Origin of the sequence: Proteus sp. PR00208 (genome assembly GCF_016238545.1) — a bacterium.
Classification (GTDB): domain Bacteria; phylum Pseudomonadota; class Gammaproteobacteria; order Enterobacterales; family Enterobacteriaceae; genus Proteus.
The window spans coordinates 149525-163745 of record NZ_JAEHQE010000005.1; the positions used below are offsets into that span (position 1 = coordinate 149525).

Consider the following 14221-nt stretch of genomic DNA (forward strand, 5'->3'; position numbering starts at 1 on the left):
TCACCTCTTTTCTTATAAAAAACGGCACGTTATTGGTGCCGTTTTGTCTGTATCATAATGATCTTAATTTATTGAGTATTAGAATAAATTATTCAAATCAATAACATGAGTATCAATCAGTAATATTTTTAAAATAAACAGTAGTGAAACAATCACAACACACAGGTTAATTTCTTTCCAGCGGAAAGTCCCTATTTTCATCACACAATAGGCAATAAAACCAAGCGCAATACCTTCGGTGATTGAGAAGCTAAATGGCATCATTACCGCAGTGATAAAGGCAGGAACTGATTCTGTTAAGTCATCCCATTTCACGCGCGTTAAACTTGATGTCATTAACACACCCACATAAATCAATGCACCAGCCGTTGCGTAGCTTGGCACCATGCCTGCAAGTGGTGATAGGAAGATAGCGAGTAGGAAAAGAATACCAACAACAACCGCGGTTAAGCCTGTACGGCCACCAACAGAAACCCCTGAAGTGCTTTCGATAAAGGCAGTGACAGAAGATGTACCCATTGCAGAGCCTGCAACAGAACTTAAGCTATCGACGTATAACGCTTGTTTCATGCGTGGAAACTTGCCTTTGTCATCGGTTAGACCCGCTTTATCTGTTACACCAATTAATGTGCCTGATGAGTCAAATAAGTTAACCAACATAAAGGCAAAAATAACACCAGAAAGACCAATATCTAAAGCACCGACAATATCCACTTTGCCAACAACAGTGGTGATAGAAGGCGGCATAGCAAAGATGCCTTGATATTGAACATCCCCTAAGAGAAGACCAATAACAGTGGTGATAACAATTGAGATAAGAATTGCGGCGTGAATATTACGTGCGGCAAGAATGGCGATAATAAAAAAGCCTAAGGCACCTAATAACACGTTATGAGAGGCAAAGTTACCAATAGTGACGATGGTGTCATTATTCGGAATAATAATACCCGAGTTTTTTAGCCCCATCATGGCGATAAACAGCCCGATACCGCTCGTAATACCAACACGTAAACTCAATGGGATATGGGCAATTATCCAATAACGAATACGAAAGAGGGTCAGTAAAAATAGTCCTACTGCACCCCAGAAAATCGCACCCATCGCGACTTCCCATGAATAGCCCATTGCGCCAACGACGACAAAGGCAAAGAAGGCGTTTAGACCCATTGCAGGGGCAACCGCAATAGGTAAATTTGCAACGAGTCCCATTAAAATACTGCCGAAAGCTGCAATTAAGCAGGTCGTCACGAAGACGGCTTTGATATCCATATTCGCAGCAGCGAGGATTTGAGGGTTAACGAAGATAATATAAACCATCGTTAAGAAAGTCGTGATACCCGCAATTAGTTCAGTGCGAGCGTTTGTACCGTGTTCTTGTAGCTTAAACACACGTTGGAGCAAACCCTGTGAACCAGAATTTGGTGATGACATGCTCATAGACAAAAGATCCCAAAAAAAATGTTTTTCGCTTTATCCTACACAAATAAAACCAGAACCGCACCTAAAAAAGTAATCGATTGCGTCTGTAAGGGATGAAATCTAGAAAATGAGTGCTTTTGAGTGATTAACCTAAACGTTTCTCAATGAATTTCTGTTTTTTAACAGGAAAGATTATTTGCCAAAAAGGACGTTTCTCTTTTTGTGTTGAAAATAATTTGGCTATTTTGTTGGCAATAATTTCTAATGAGAAACAGAGAACAAAATAGATGAAGGCCACAAATAGAAAGACTTCCATTGGATAAACCATGCTGCGATTATTAACTTGTGTTGCTAAGAAAGAAAGTTCACCTACACCCACCACATAGGCTAATGAAGTATCTTTAATTAAGGCTATCCACTGATTTATAAATGAAGGCACCATCATTCGCAATGCTTGCGGTAATACGATATGCCATAGGACTTGCCAACGATTAAATCCTAAAGATAATCCTGCCTGCCATTGCCCTTTCCCTATTGCCAAAATACCCGCTTTGACACCGTGCGCAATATAAGACGATGTAATCAACGCGAGAGCACAAATCACGGTCGTGATTTCAGGAATTTCCATTCCCAATACAACGGGCAATAGAAAATAGACCCAAAATATCAACATAATCACAGGAATAGCACGGAAAAAGCCTAAAAAAGCCGCAAAAAGGTTAACCCATACACCTCTGAGCATAGCCAGTGCAATACCACCCAATGTACCCAAAATAATAGATGCAATACCCGCAATGATACTGATAAAGACGGTCAGCGCTGCGCCTTCTAAAGGCCCGTCAGGATAAGCGCCGAAGAGTAGGTACTGCCAGTTATCAGCAATAACAGTAAAGTCCATATTTAATACCCTTGTGCTAATTTACGTTGCTGATGCCATTGTCCCCACGCTTCCATCAAGGCTATTGCTGCAATATAAAGAATGGTTGCGACACCAAAGGCTTCAAAGGTACGTAATGATTCGGTTTCAACTTGTCTTGATGCGTAAGAAAGCTCCGCAACACCAATAGCCATAGTCAGTGATGAGTTTTTTATCACATTCATGTATTGACCCAGCAAAGGAGGCAGAGCAATACGAAAGGCTTGAGGTAAAATCACATAACGCATAGATTGCCACTGTGTTAACCCTAGTGCTAAAGAGGCATATTTTTGCCCTTGTTTAACACCTTGAATACCGGCTCTTAGCTCTTCGGCAATAAATGGGGTTGAGTAAAATGTCAGACCTACAATGCCAGCTAAAAACTCAAAAGAAGGCCAAGCAAGCGTTAATCCTAGAAAGGAAATTTCATGAGGCGTATTTAGCCACATCATGGCACTTTGCGGCAGAATTTCTCCTGATGCGAAATACCAGAAGAACAACTGCACTAACAGTGGTGTATTACGGAACAGTGAAGTATAAGCAGTGGCCAACCAGCGTAATGGTACAAAAGCGCTATCTCTTGCAGCACTGAGGGCAAAGCTCATTAATGTTGCAATGACAATAGTCCAAAAAGAGATAAGCAAGGTGATTAGAAAACCGTTCCAAAGCCAGCTTAAATAGTGTGGCTCAAGAAGGTAATGTGAAAGAAATTGCTCAAACATATAATAAACCTATTGCAGACACCAAACCCCGCAGAAGCGGGGTAGGTGTTTTAATAAAGGAATAACTTTGTTTTTAATGAGAGAAGAAAGTTATTACGCTTTAAGGATCAAGATTGTGGTGTTTGCTCTGATAATGGAGCAAATTTGAAATCGCCACGAGGTTGCGCTGATTTTGTTTCAGGGCCAAACCAACGATTGTAGATTTCGCCTGCTTTGCCTTCTTTTTCTAATCTTAATAGCGTGTTGTTGATTTCGTTGATTAAGCGATCTTCGCCTTTAGCGGCGGCTACCGCTTGGTATTCACGCGTAATGCTAAACGGTGAGATTTCAAAGTCAGTTTTTACAGCATCAGGTAAATTTGCTAATAAACCCACGAGTTTTGCATCATCTTGCGTGATAGCTTGTACGTTACCATTGCGTAATGCAGCGAAAGCGAGTGGTGTATCGTCATAAGAGATAACTTTGGTGTCAGGATAGCGTTCACGTAAAGTGATTTCTTGTACGGTACCTTTATCAGCACCAATACGCAGTGAGTGGATTTGTTCAGGTTTGGTTAAAACACCTTTGCGTGCAATGAATTTTTGCCCTGTTGCAAAGTAAGGTACAGAGAAATCGACTTGTTTAGCGCGTTCATCCGTGATGGTGAAGTTAGCCGCGATCAAATCGACTTTTTTTGAGCTTAACAGTGGAATACGGTTTGCTGGATTAGTTGGACGTAGTTCCAGTTTTACACCTAAATCTTTGGCGATCTCGTTGGCGATATCCGCATCATAACCTGCGAGTTTTTTGGTTTGAGGATCAATAAAGCCAAAAGGAGGATTGCTATCAAAAATCGCGATACGTACTACACCTGCTTTTTTTATATCATCGAGTTTATCTGCTTTTGCAATACCAGAGAAAAGCACAGAGCCTGCAATTAATGCGGTTACCAAAACACGTAATTTCATATTCACCCCAAAGAAAAAGAATTATCATCGTTATGTTGGATATCACGCTATCAAGTTGATCTAAGTTCATAAAATAATAAAAATTGATATCGATATGCTTTTAAGGAATAAGGTGAGAAAAAGCGTTGAGCTAGAACGGTATTAATTTATGAGAGAATAAAAAAACAGCGACATAAACGTCGCTGTTTTGAAGAGAAGAAAAAGAGGGAGAAATTTATTTAGAGGTGTTGTTGTCGTCGTTTTTTGTCAGCATTCTTTCTACTTGATCACCACCAAGATGGCGGAAATCATGACCTTTCACGTAATAGAAAATAAATTCACAAATGTTCTGGCAACGATCGCCAATACGTTCAATAGAACGAGCACAAAATAAAGCGGTTAGCACACTTGGAATGGTGCGAGGATCTTCCATCATATAAGTCATTAACTGGCGGACGATACCTTCATACTCATTATCAATTTTTTCATCTTCACGATAGATACGCACTGCTTCATCGACATCCATACGGGCAAAAGCATCAAGAACATCGTGCAGCATTTGTATGGCGTGTTGACCTAACGATTCTAAGCTCACAAGCAGAGGTTGATGCTGGTGTGAAAACTTTTCAAGCGCAGTTTTACAGATTTTTTCAGCAACATCACCAATACGTTCTAATTCAGCGATCGTTTTTGATATTGCCATAATTAAACGTAAGTCACTCGCTGTTGGTTGACGCTTAGCAATAATTCGCATACACGCATCATCAATGGCGACTTCCATCATATTAACGTTATGGTCACCTTGGATCACTTCATTTGCCAAGGCTTGGTCTTGGTTATGCATTGCCATAATGGCTTTTTTCAGTTGCTCTTCAACAAGCCCCCCCATAACCATAAGCTCAGTGCGGATATGCTCTAACTCAGCATTAAATTGACCAGAAATATGCTTATTGTGATTTAAATTATCCATTAATTGCCTCGTTATCAGCCATAACGCCCAGTGATGTAATCTTCAGTTTGTTTTTTCGCAGGACGCGTAAATAACGTATCCGTATCGCTAAACTCGATTAATTCGCCTAAATACATAAATGCAGTGTAATCAGAACAACGTGCGGCTTGTTGCATGTTATGTGTCACGATAACCACGGTATATTCTGATTTGAGTTCACTAATCAGCTCCTCTATACGACCAGTAGAGATAGGGTCGAGAGCAGAACAAGGTTCATCCAGTAATAAAACTTCAGGACGGATTGCGATACCACGAGCGATGCATAAACGCTGTTGCTGACCACCAGAGAGACTATATCCACTCTGATGTAATTTATCTTTGGTTTCGTTCCATAATGCGGCTTTGGTCAACGCCCATTGAACGCGCTCATCCATATCAGCACGAGAGAGCTTTTCAAATAAGCGGACACCAAAGGCAATATTGTCATAAATCGACATTGGGAATGGTGTTGGCTTTTGGAATACCATCCCAACTTTGGCGCGTAATAGTGCGATATCTTGCTTATCTGTCAGGATATTGTTGCCATCTAACAGAATTTCACCTTCAGCACGTTGTTCACCATAAAGCTCATACATTTTATTAAAAGTACGCAGTAAGGTCGATTTACCACAGCCAGAAGGGCCGATAAATGCCGTCACCTTATTTTTGGCAATATCTAAAGAGATATTTTTCAGCGCATGGAATTTACCGTAGTAGAAGTTCAAATCACGAACTTGAATTTTATTTCCTGCGTTATCATTAGCCATAATCATTCAACGTCTCTCTTGCTTAACTTTCTGCGTTAACCGTGCTTGCGTTTAGCAAACAGCACGCGCGCAATAATATTGATAAATAGAACACAGAGGGTGATAAGTAATACGCCAGCCCAAGCAAGCTCTTGCCATTGTGCAAAAGGACTCATGGCGAACTTAAAGATAGTCACAGGTAAGTTAGCTATCGGTTCGTTTAAGTCTGTGCTCCAGAATTGATTTGATAGTGAAGTAAATAACAGTGGGGCAGTTTCACCTGCAATACGTGCAATCGCTAATAATACACCTGTGATAATGCCTGATACCGAGGCTTTTAAGGTGATTTTAGAGATCATCTTCCACTTTGGTGTGCCTAATGCGTAAGCGGCTTCACGCAAGCTATCTGGCACTAACTTCAACATATTTTCAGTGGTACGAATAACAATAGGAATTTGCAGTAACGCTAATGCGATAATTCCAGCCCATCCTGAAAAGTGCTGCATCTGTGCAACAACAATGGTGTAGACAAAGAGTCCGACAACGATTGATGGTGCTGACAGCAAAATATCGTTAATAAAACGGGTAGTTTCAGCAAGCCATGAACGACGACCATATTCAGCAAGATAAATCCCTGCAAGAATACCTAACGGTGTTCCAATAACTGTCGCCCATAAAATTAGTAATCCACTACCGACAATGGCGTTCGCCAATCCACCACCATCAGTATTTGGCGGAGGCGTCATTTCAGTAAAAAGGGCTAACGACATGCCATCAAAGCCTTTTGTGAACGTAGAGAATAAAATCCACGTTAACCAAAAAAGACCAAATGCCATGGTAGAGACTGATAAAAACAGCGCGATACGGTTTTTTTGACGGCGCCAAAGTTGGCGTTTATGGCGTACACGCAATTCACTTTCTGTTTGAACTTGTAATGAAGAAGAGGATGTTTTGGACATATTAACGCGCTCCTTCATTCTTAGATAAACGTAATGTCATAAACTTAGAAATCGCAAGGACGATAAAGGTAATGACAAACAAGATAAGCCCTAATTCCATCAATGCCGCAGTATGTAACCCCGTTTCGGCTTCCGCAAATTCGTTGGCTAATGCAGAGGTAATACTGTTACCTGGCATAAACAGTGAGGCTGAATCTAATTGGTAGGTATTACCGATGATAAAGGTTACCGCCATGGTTTCACCTAAGGCGCGACCTAATCCCAACATAACACCACCAATCACCCCATTACGGGTATAAGGCAGAACGATATTCCAAATCACTTCCCATGTTGTACAGCCAATGCCGTAGGCAGATTCTTTCATCATAACGGGAGTCTGTTCAAACACATCACGCATCACAGAAGCAATATAAGGAATGATCATGATAGCGAGGATAACACCCGCAGCTAAGATACCAATACCAAAAGCAGGGCCAGAGAAAAGCTCGCCAACGATAGGAATGGAGGACATCACATTACCTACAGGCTCTTGGAAATAGGTTGCAAAGAGTGGTGCGAAGACAAACAGCCCCCACATACCATAAACAATACTAGGAATAGCGGCGAGTAACTCGATAGCAATACCTAATGGGCGTTTTAACCAGTTAGGCGCTAATTCGGTTAAGAAAAGGGCGATACCAAAACTGACAGGCACCGCAATAACCAATGCGATTATCGAGGTCACAATGGTGCCGTAAATAGGCACTAATGCACCAAATTCCTGTGCAGGAGGATCCCACTCTTTCGACCATAAGAATGAAAGGCCGAATTGTTGAATACTTGGCCATGAGGCGAAAATCAGTGAAACAATGATACCTGTTAAAAGCAAAAGCGTAATCAACGCAGCTAGGCGAACTAGTGCGCTGAAAATAACGTCCCCTCGTTTACTAGGGGCCTTTATTACCGTTGTGTGCTCGGCCATAAAGCCTCTTTTAATTTATTACCCCCTGTTTGTCAGGGGGTGAACGTTAACTTATCTCTTAATGGTTGCCGTTTTATTAGTAAATCGGTTTACCATTACTGTCTTTGATACTTGTTTTCCATGCTGCACGAATTTGCTCTACAACTTCGGTTGGCAATACTGCGTAATCTAGGTTTTTCGCTTCCTGATTACCTTTGTCGTAAGCCCAGTTGAAGAAATTCAGTACTTCTTTACCTTTTACGGCATCTTTTTGTGTTTGATGCACTAAGATAAAGGTGGTTGAAGTAATCGGCCATGCGTTTTCACCTTTCTGGTTAGTCAGGTCTTGTGCAAAGCTTTTGCTCCAATCAATTTTTCTTGCTGCGGCACTAAAACTGTCAGCTGTTGGTGCGATTGCCTCGCCATCAGCTGTGACTAATTTAGTATAAGCAAGATTGTTTTGTTTCGCGTAAGCATATTCAACATAACCAATTGAACCTGGTACACGTTGAACGAATGCCGCGATACCATCATTCCCTTTTCCACCTAAGCCTGTCGGCCATTTTACGGTAGAGCCTGCGCCTACTTCATCTTTCCATGCACTATTTACTTTTGATAAGTAGCTAGTGAAAACGAATGATGTACCTGAACCATCAGCACGGCGAATAACCGCGATATTTTGGTCTGGTAATTTTACGCCTGGATTGAGTTTTGTAATGGCAGGGTCATTCCATTTCTGGATCTTGCCTAGATAGATATTACCGATAGTGTCGCCATCTAAGGTCAGTTCACCTGATTTGATACCAGGAATATTGACTGCCATAACAACGCCACCAATCACGGTAGGGAATTGGAATAAACCGTCAGCTTGTAATTTGTCGTCTGCTAATGGCGCATCAGAAGCACCAAAATCAACGGTATTTGCAATGATTTGTTTAACACCACCAGAGGAGCCAATGCCTTGGTAGTTAATTTTGTTACCCGTTTCTTTCTGATAGGAATCTGCCCATTTAGCATAAACTGGGGCAGGGAACGTTGCGCCAGCACCAGTCAGTGAGGTCGTTGCCTGTGCAGAAAGAGCGGTCATTGAAAACGCAGCGGCAATGACACTAGTCAGGGTGGTACGCATCAGTTTCATAATCCCTCCTGTGGGATAGGTAGAATAATTTTCGACATCTATCAACTTCGGTTACGGTACGCACAGACAATAGGTCAGTTTGATGACAATTAAATGTCTTAATTGTGACAGTTTTATGACAAAGCGAAAAAATGATGAAATATTTATAGGAGGAGAGAAATGAGAATAGAAATGGTGTAATAAAATGCACTTCAATATTTGAAATAGAGTGGGCTAATCATTCTCGTCTTCACGTTCTTTTAATGGGAAGTTAGCTCGAATTAATAATCCGCCTTTAACGCTATCATCAAGTTCAACATAGCCGCCGTGGGCATCCATGATACGGCGAATAATGGATAATCCTAAACCCGCACCCGTTGAGCTTCGAGCTTGTTCGCCCTGAACAAAAGGTTGGAAAAGACGTTGTCTATCTTCTTGTGGAATACCAGGGCCATCATCTTCTACTTGAAACCATGCATATTCTTCATTTTTCCCACTCGAAACACTGACCCAACCATTACCATAGCGATTGGCATTGACAATCATATTGGCAAGGGCGCGTTTTACTGCAATAGGGTTGGCGGTGATATTAATGGGTTCAGGATGAAGATGTTCTTCACTGATTTTTCCTAAATTAGATTCAGCTGAAATGACTTCTTGTAATAGATTATTCATATCACACAGTTCTAAAGACATCTCTTTACCTGTGCGCATATAGTCTAAGAATTGCCCAATAATGGCATCACAATCTTCGATATCTTTATTGATAGAGTCTGCGAGGTAACTATCTTCGGGACTCATCATTTCAGTTGCTAGACGAATTCGAGTCAGTGGTGTACGTAAGTCATGGCTAACACCTGCCATAACAAGCGTTCTATCATTATCCAGTGAGCGAATACCTGATGACATCTGGTTAAAAGCACGAATAATTGAGCGCATTTCAGAAGAGCCAGATTCAGGAATAGGAGGAGGAATAACGCCTTTTCCGATACGGCGCGCAGCGTACTCCACTTCATTAAGTGGGCGATTTTGAAAACGATTATAAAGCCAGAAAAAAGCGACAACGATAATAATGAAAATAATCGTTTGTCGGTAAACAGGCAGTAAGAAGTTTTGCCCTAATTCAGTGAGTGGAACACGGATCCAAAGTGAGGGGGACATATGCGTATTAACCCATAGCACAGGGTATTCTAGCGTGTTTTCAACCCAGATCTCTGTTTTTCCTCCCAGATATTCAGACATCTGTTCACTTAATTCATCATTGATTTTGGCCCAATAGAGCCCTTCCTCAAGCGCGGCTTCTTTATCAAAAAAAGAGATACCGAGTTCGGTATAGATTTTATTGCGTAAAGCAGGGGAGATTTTTAGCGGGGTGCCGTCTACTAGGATCAGTTCTTCAGGCATTAAAGTGCGTATTTCATACGCTAAAACTTTATTAAATTGCTGAAGGCTTGGCCCAACAATAAGGTGTTGCACAACGATATAACTGGCTATCAAGCTAAAAAAAAGTAGCGAGATAACCAGAAATAACGAGCGTGTCAGTTTATTGTGGGGTGAAAGCCTCAGCCTTCTCATTGAACGCTGGTTCCATCAGGAACGAAGACGTAGCCGAGTCCCCAAACTGTTTGAATATAGCGAGGATGTGTTGGGTCCTCTTCAATCATGCGACGTAAACGTGAAATTTGGACATCGATTGAACGCTCCATCGCACTGTATTCACGACCACGAGCAAGGCTCATTAATTTATCACGAGAAAGTGGTTCACGAGGGTGAGATACCAGTACTTTCAATACGGCGAATTCACCACTTGTCAGAGGCATATGCTCTTCTTCGTGGAACATTTCACGCGTACCAAGGTTTAGCTTGAACTTACCAAAAGAGATAATGGTGTTATCTTGTGAAGGTGCGCCAGGCAATTCATTTGCTTGACGACGAAGAACTGCGCGAATACGTGCTAGTAGTTCTCTTGGATTAAAGGGTTTTGAGATGTAATCATCAGCACCGATTTCAAGTCCAACAATTCTATCAACCTCTTCCCCTTTCGCAGTAACCATAATAATAGGAATAGGGTTGTTTTGGCTTCTTAAGCGGCGGCAAATAGATAGGCCATCTTCACCAGGAAGCATTAAATCGAGCACAATAAGATGGATAGATTCGCGAGTGAGCAGACGATCCATCTGATCGGCGTTTGCAGCAGTACGGATTTGAAAACCCTGCTCTGTCAAATAGCGCTCTAAGAGTGAACGCAGACGTAAATCATCATCCACGATTAGCACTTTATAACTTTCTTGCATTTTTTAAGCTCCCGAAGTGCAAATGCTTTTATTAGCGAATTCTATCATTGATAAGAATATTAAACCAAAACCAAAGAATAAATGTTAATAATTTATAGATAAAACTTGTTCATTAGCTCTAGTAAAGGGGATAAAACTATTTATTTATCTTATTCTGAATGATATTTGATAGATAATACGCAGTAATTAACTTCACCGCCTGGTGTCTGCACGCTAATTTCATCATCAACTTGCTTACCAATAAGCGCTCTGGCAACAGGGGAATCAATAGAAATCCACTGTTTTGCTGGATCAAATTCATCGGGGCCCACAAGCCTAAAGGTTTTGACATTTTCGTCATTATCTTCAAGCGTGACCCAAGCACCGAAATAGACTTTTCCTTCTTGGCGAGGATCTGGGTCAACAATTTTTAGTTCATCAAGACGCTTTGATAAAAAACGAACACGCCTATCAATTTCACGTAATCGCTTCTTTCCATAAATATATTCAGCATTTTCTGAACGGTCACCTTGTGCCGCTGCTTCTGAAACCGATTGTGTGACACGCGGGCGCTCTTCTTTCCAAAGATATTTTAGCTCTTTGTCTAAGGCATACCAGCCATCACGAGTAATATAGTTACTTTTTGCCATTACGAATAAAAACTATCATCAACATTGAATTTCATAAAGGTACTATAGCGTGAATGTTAAAATAATCTGTTAATTTCCTCATAATTGTCGAGCTAGATAGGAAATTTGCCAAATTTTTTTAATGCTCTGCGTGTATAATAGCCATCTTTTTTAACTATTCCTCTCGGTAGGTAAATATTTTATGAATGAATCATTAAGCCGAATTATTGCAGATGAGCTCTCTGTTAAGCCCCAGCAAGTCCTTTCGGCTATAACGTTACTGGATGAAGGGAATACGGTGCCATTTGTTGCCCGTTATCGTAAAGAGGTCACAGGCGGATTAGATGATACGCAATTACGTCAATTAGAAACTCGCCTCAGTTACTTACGGGAACTCAACGATCGCCGCCAAACAATTTTAAAATCAATTGAAGAACAAGGAAAACTGACACCAGAACTGCGCTCTTCAATTAATGAAACTCAAAGTAAAACAGAACTGGAAGATCTCTATCTTCCTTATAAGCCTAAGCGCCGTACTCGTGGTCAGATAGCGATTGAAAATGGATTAGAACCCTTAGCGGATTTACTGTGGAATGAACCACAAAATAATCCAGAAGAAGCGGCAACCGCTTATATCAACGCAGAAAAAGGTGTTGATGACACCAAAGCCGCTTTAGATGGCGCACGTTATATTTTGATGGAACGTTTTTCAGAAGATGCGGGATTATTAGCAAAAGTTCGCCAATATTTATGGAAAAATGCGCATCTTGTTGCCAAAGTGATTGAGGGTAAAGAAGCTGAAGGGGCGAAGTTTAGTGATTATTTTGATCACCATGAGCCTATCGCTAATGTTCCCTCTCACCGCGCATTAGCTATGTTTCGTGGTCGTAACGAAGGTATTCTTCAATTATCACTTAATCCAGATCCGCAATTTGAAGAAGCACCCAAAGAGAGCTACGGCGAACAACTGGTTACAGAGCATTTAGGGTTACGTTTAAATAATCAACCTGCGGATAGTTGGCGTAAAGCTGTCGTAAGCTGGACTTGGCGTATAAAAGTTTTAATGCATATTGAAACCGAATTAATGAGCCAACTACGCGAAAAAGCGGAAGAAGAAGCAATTAATGTTTTTGCACGTAATCTTAATGATTTGTTGATGGCAGCGCCTGCTGGCATGCGTGCCACAATGGGGCTTGATCCAGGTTTACGTACAGGTGTTAAAGTTGCAGTTGTTGATAGCACCGGCAAATTAATTGCTACAGATACAATTTATCCACATACAGGACAAGCGGATAAAGCGGCGGCAAGTGTAGCTGCGTTATGTATTAAGCATAATGTTGAATTAGTAGCGATTGGTAATGGTACGGCGTCTCGTGAAACAGAGCGATTTTTTGCTGAAACAGTAAAACGCTATCCAGAAGTGAAAGCGCAAAAAGTGATTGTTAGTGAAGCGGGCGCATCGGTATATTCAGCGTCAGAGCTTGCTGCTAATGAATTCCCTGATTTAGATGTTTCTATCCGTGGTGCGGTTTCTATCGCGCGTCGCTTACAAGATCCTCTGGCTGAACTTGTAAAAATTGATCCTAAATCAATTGGTGTGGGTCAATATCAGCATGATGTTAGCCAAACATTATTAGCGAGAAAACTTGATACTGTCGTTGAAGACTGTGTGAATGGTGTTGGTGTTGACTTAAATACAGCATCAGTACCGTTACTAACGCGTGTTGCAGGGCTTAGCCAATCTATTGCTCAAAATATTATTAGCTGGCGCGATGAAAACGGTCGTTTTGTTGATAGAAAACAGTTACTCAAAGTGGCACGTTTAGGGCCGAAAGCCTTTGAACAATGTGCCGGTTTCCTACGTATTCGAGATGGTAAAAACCCGCTTGATGCTTCAACGGTTCACCCTGAAGCGTATCCTATTGTTGAAAATATTCTGCAATCTACCCATCAGAAAATTGATGATTTAATGGGTAATAGCGCTTTAATTTCACAAATAGATGCAAGAGCATTTATTACAGAGCAGTTTGGTCTGCCAACGATTAATGACATTTTAAAAGAGTTAGCAAAACCAGGGCGCGACCCACGTCCAGAGTTTAAAACGGCGACTTTCGCTGAAGGTGTCGAAACGATGAATGACTTAGTTAGTGGCATGATCCTTGAAGGAACTGTGACCAACGTGACTAATTTCGGTGCATTCGTTGATATCGGTGTACACCAAGATGGCTTGGTTCATATCTCTTCTTTAGCAGATCGATTTATTGAAGATCCACATACTGTGGTGAAAACTGGAGATATTGTTAAAGTTAAAGTTCTAGAGGTTGATTTAGCTCGTAAGCGCATCGCACTGACTATGCGTTTAGATGAAGTCGCGGGTGATAGTGATAAAAAACCATCATCATCAAATACCACGAATTCTGTTAGAAATAACAAAGGGCAAAAACCAGCTCGTAATAACCGTCAGCCAATGAATAATGGTAATAATGCAGGAAATAGCGCAATGGGTGATGCTTTAGCAGCAGCTTTTGGGAAAAAACGCTAATCGCTAATAGTGCATTTATTGCTATCGCATTAGTGAGTAAAAAG

General features: G+C 41.2%; 13 protein-coding genes. 1 reads left to right on the forward strand and 12 read right to left on the reverse strand.

All coding sequences use genetic code 11. The features are described 5' to 3' along the window. Nucleotides 1–78 precede the first annotated feature (78 nt). The 12 genes from JEP36_RS05910 to greB form a co-directional block, all read right to left on the reverse strand. A complete protein-coding gene (locus JEP36_RS05910; protein WP_196534089.1) occupies nucleotides 79–1437 on the reverse strand; it encodes an NCS2 family permease in 1359 nt (452 codons plus the stop codon). A 127-nt stretch (nucleotides 1438–1564) separates the two neighbouring features. Beyond that, nucleotides 1565–2317 carry an amino acid ABC transporter permease gene (locus JEP36_RS05915; RefSeq protein ID WP_198626293.1) on the reverse strand — a complete coding sequence of 251 codons (753 nt, stop codon included), beginning with the start codon at nucleotides 2315–2317 and terminating at the stop codon, nucleotides 1565–1567. 2 nt (nucleotides 2318–2319) lie between these two features. Then, entirely contained in the window at nucleotides 2320–3057 is a 738-nt protein-coding gene (locus JEP36_RS05920) for an amino acid ABC transporter permease (protein ID WP_198620089.1), read from the reverse strand. Nucleotides 3058–3164: 107 nt separating this feature from the next. Further along, complete coding sequence (locus JEP36_RS05925; RefSeq protein ID WP_198626294.1) at nucleotides 3165–4004, reverse strand: ABC transporter substrate-binding protein; 840 nt, start codon at nucleotides 4002–4004, stop codon at nucleotides 3165–3167. A gap of 214 nt (nucleotides 4005–4218) precedes the next feature. Continuing rightward, on the reverse strand, nucleotides 4219–4953 hold the full coding sequence (gene phoU / locus JEP36_RS05930) for a phosphate signaling complex protein PhoU (protein ID WP_198620087.1): 735 nt from the start codon (nucleotides 4951–4953) through the stop codon (nucleotides 4219–4221). Nucleotides 4954–4967: 14 nt separating this feature from the next. Then, nucleotides 4968–5744 carry a phosphate ABC transporter ATP-binding protein PstB gene (pstB, locus tag JEP36_RS05935; RefSeq protein WP_006534565.1) on the reverse strand — a complete coding sequence of 259 codons (777 nt, stop codon included), beginning with the start codon at nucleotides 5742–5744 and terminating at the stop codon, nucleotides 4968–4970. 29 nt (nucleotides 5745–5773) lie between these two features. Further along, nucleotides 5774–6676, reverse strand: a complete 903-nt coding sequence (pstA, locus tag JEP36_RS05940; RefSeq protein ID WP_109373688.1) for a phosphate ABC transporter permease PstA — start codon at nucleotides 6674–6676, stop codon at nucleotides 5774–5776. Between the two features lies 1 nt (nucleotide 6677). Next, nucleotides 6678–7637, reverse strand: a complete 960-nt coding sequence (pstC, locus tag JEP36_RS05945; RefSeq protein WP_109373687.1) for a phosphate ABC transporter permease PstC — start codon at nucleotides 7635–7637, stop codon at nucleotides 6678–6680. A gap of 76 nt (nucleotides 7638–7713) precedes the next feature. After that, nucleotides 7714–8754: a phosphate ABC transporter substrate-binding protein PstS gene (gene pstS / locus JEP36_RS05950; RefSeq protein WP_109373686.1), complete on the reverse strand. Its 1041-nt coding sequence runs from the start codon at nucleotides 8752–8754 to the stop codon at nucleotides 7714–7716. A gap of 213 nt (nucleotides 8755–8967) precedes the next feature. After that, complete coding sequence (envZ, locus tag JEP36_RS05955; RefSeq protein WP_198629978.1) at nucleotides 8968–10308, reverse strand: two-component system sensor histidine kinase EnvZ; 1341 nt, start codon at nucleotides 10306–10308, stop codon at nucleotides 8968–8970. After that, nucleotides 10305–11027 carry an osmolarity response regulator transcription factor OmpR gene (ompR, locus tag JEP36_RS05960; RefSeq protein WP_198620084.1) on the reverse strand — a complete coding sequence of 241 codons (723 nt, stop codon included), beginning with the start codon at nucleotides 11025–11027 and terminating at the stop codon, nucleotides 10305–10307. Before ompR ends, envZ begins: the two co-directional genes overlap by 4 nt. Before the next feature lie 149 nt (nucleotides 11028–11176). Beyond that, a complete protein-coding gene (greB, locus tag JEP36_RS05965) occupies nucleotides 11177–11656 on the reverse strand; it encodes a transcription elongation factor GreB (RefSeq protein ID WP_109373684.1) in 480 nt (159 codons plus the stop codon). Nucleotides 11657–11837: 181 nt separating this feature from the next. Between greB and JEP36_RS05970 the strand changes: the two genes are divergently transcribed. Then, nucleotides 11838–14177, forward strand: a complete 2340-nt coding sequence (locus JEP36_RS05970; RefSeq protein WP_198629979.1) for a Tex family protein — start codon at nucleotides 11838–11840, stop codon at nucleotides 14175–14177. Nucleotides 14178–14221 lie beyond the last annotated feature (44 nt).

What these genes read in the sequence shown, in the direction of transcription:
- JEP36_RS05925 (WP_198626294.1), bottom strand. Translation starts at nt 4,004, where the DNA reads ATGAAATTACGTGTTTTGGTAACCGCATTAATTGCAGGCTCTGTGCTT.
- greB (WP_109373684.1), bottom strand. Translation starts at nt 11,656, where the DNA reads ATGGCAAAAAGTAACTATATTACTCGTGATGGCTGGTATGCCTTAGAC.
- ompR (WP_198620084.1), bottom strand. Translation starts at nt 11,027, where the DNA reads ATGCAAGAAAGTTATAAAGTGCTAATCGTGGATGATGATTTACGTCTG.
- JEP36_RS05920 (WP_198620089.1), bottom strand. Translation starts at nt 3,057, where the DNA reads ATGTTTGAGCAATTTCTTTCACATTACCTTCTTGAGCCACACTATTTA.
- JEP36_RS05970 (WP_198629979.1), top strand. Translation starts at nt 11,838, where the DNA reads ATGAATGAATCATTAAGCCGAATTATTGCAGATGAGCTCTCTGTTAAG.
- envZ (WP_198629978.1), bottom strand. Translation starts at nt 10,308, where the DNA reads ATGAGAAGGCTGAGGCTTTCACCCCACAATAAACTGACACGCTCGTTA.
- JEP36_RS05915 (WP_198626293.1), bottom strand. Translation starts at nt 2,317, where the DNA reads ATGGACTTTACTGTTATTGCTGATAACTGGCAGTACCTACTCTTCGGC.
- pstA (WP_109373688.1), bottom strand. Translation starts at nt 6,676, where the DNA reads ATGTCCAAAACATCCTCTTCTTCATTACAAGTTCAAACAGAAAGTGAA.
- phoU (WP_198620087.1), bottom strand. Translation starts at nt 4,953, where the DNA reads ATGGATAATTTAAATCACAATAAGCATATTTCTGGTCAATTTAATGCT.
- pstB (WP_006534565.1), bottom strand. Translation starts at nt 5,744, where the DNA reads ATGATTATGGCTAATGATAACGCAGGAAATAAAATTCAAGTTCGTGAT.
- pstC (WP_109373687.1), bottom strand. Translation starts at nt 7,637, where the DNA reads ATGGCCGAGCACACAACGGTAATAAAGGCCCCTAGTAAACGAGGGGAC.
- pstS (WP_109373686.1), bottom strand. Translation starts at nt 8,754, where the DNA reads ATGAAACTGATGCGTACCACCCTGACTAGTGTCATTGCCGCTGCGTTT.
- JEP36_RS05910 (WP_196534089.1), bottom strand. Translation starts at nt 1,437, where the DNA reads ATGAGCATGTCATCACCAAATTCTGGTTCACAGGGTTTGCTCCAACGT.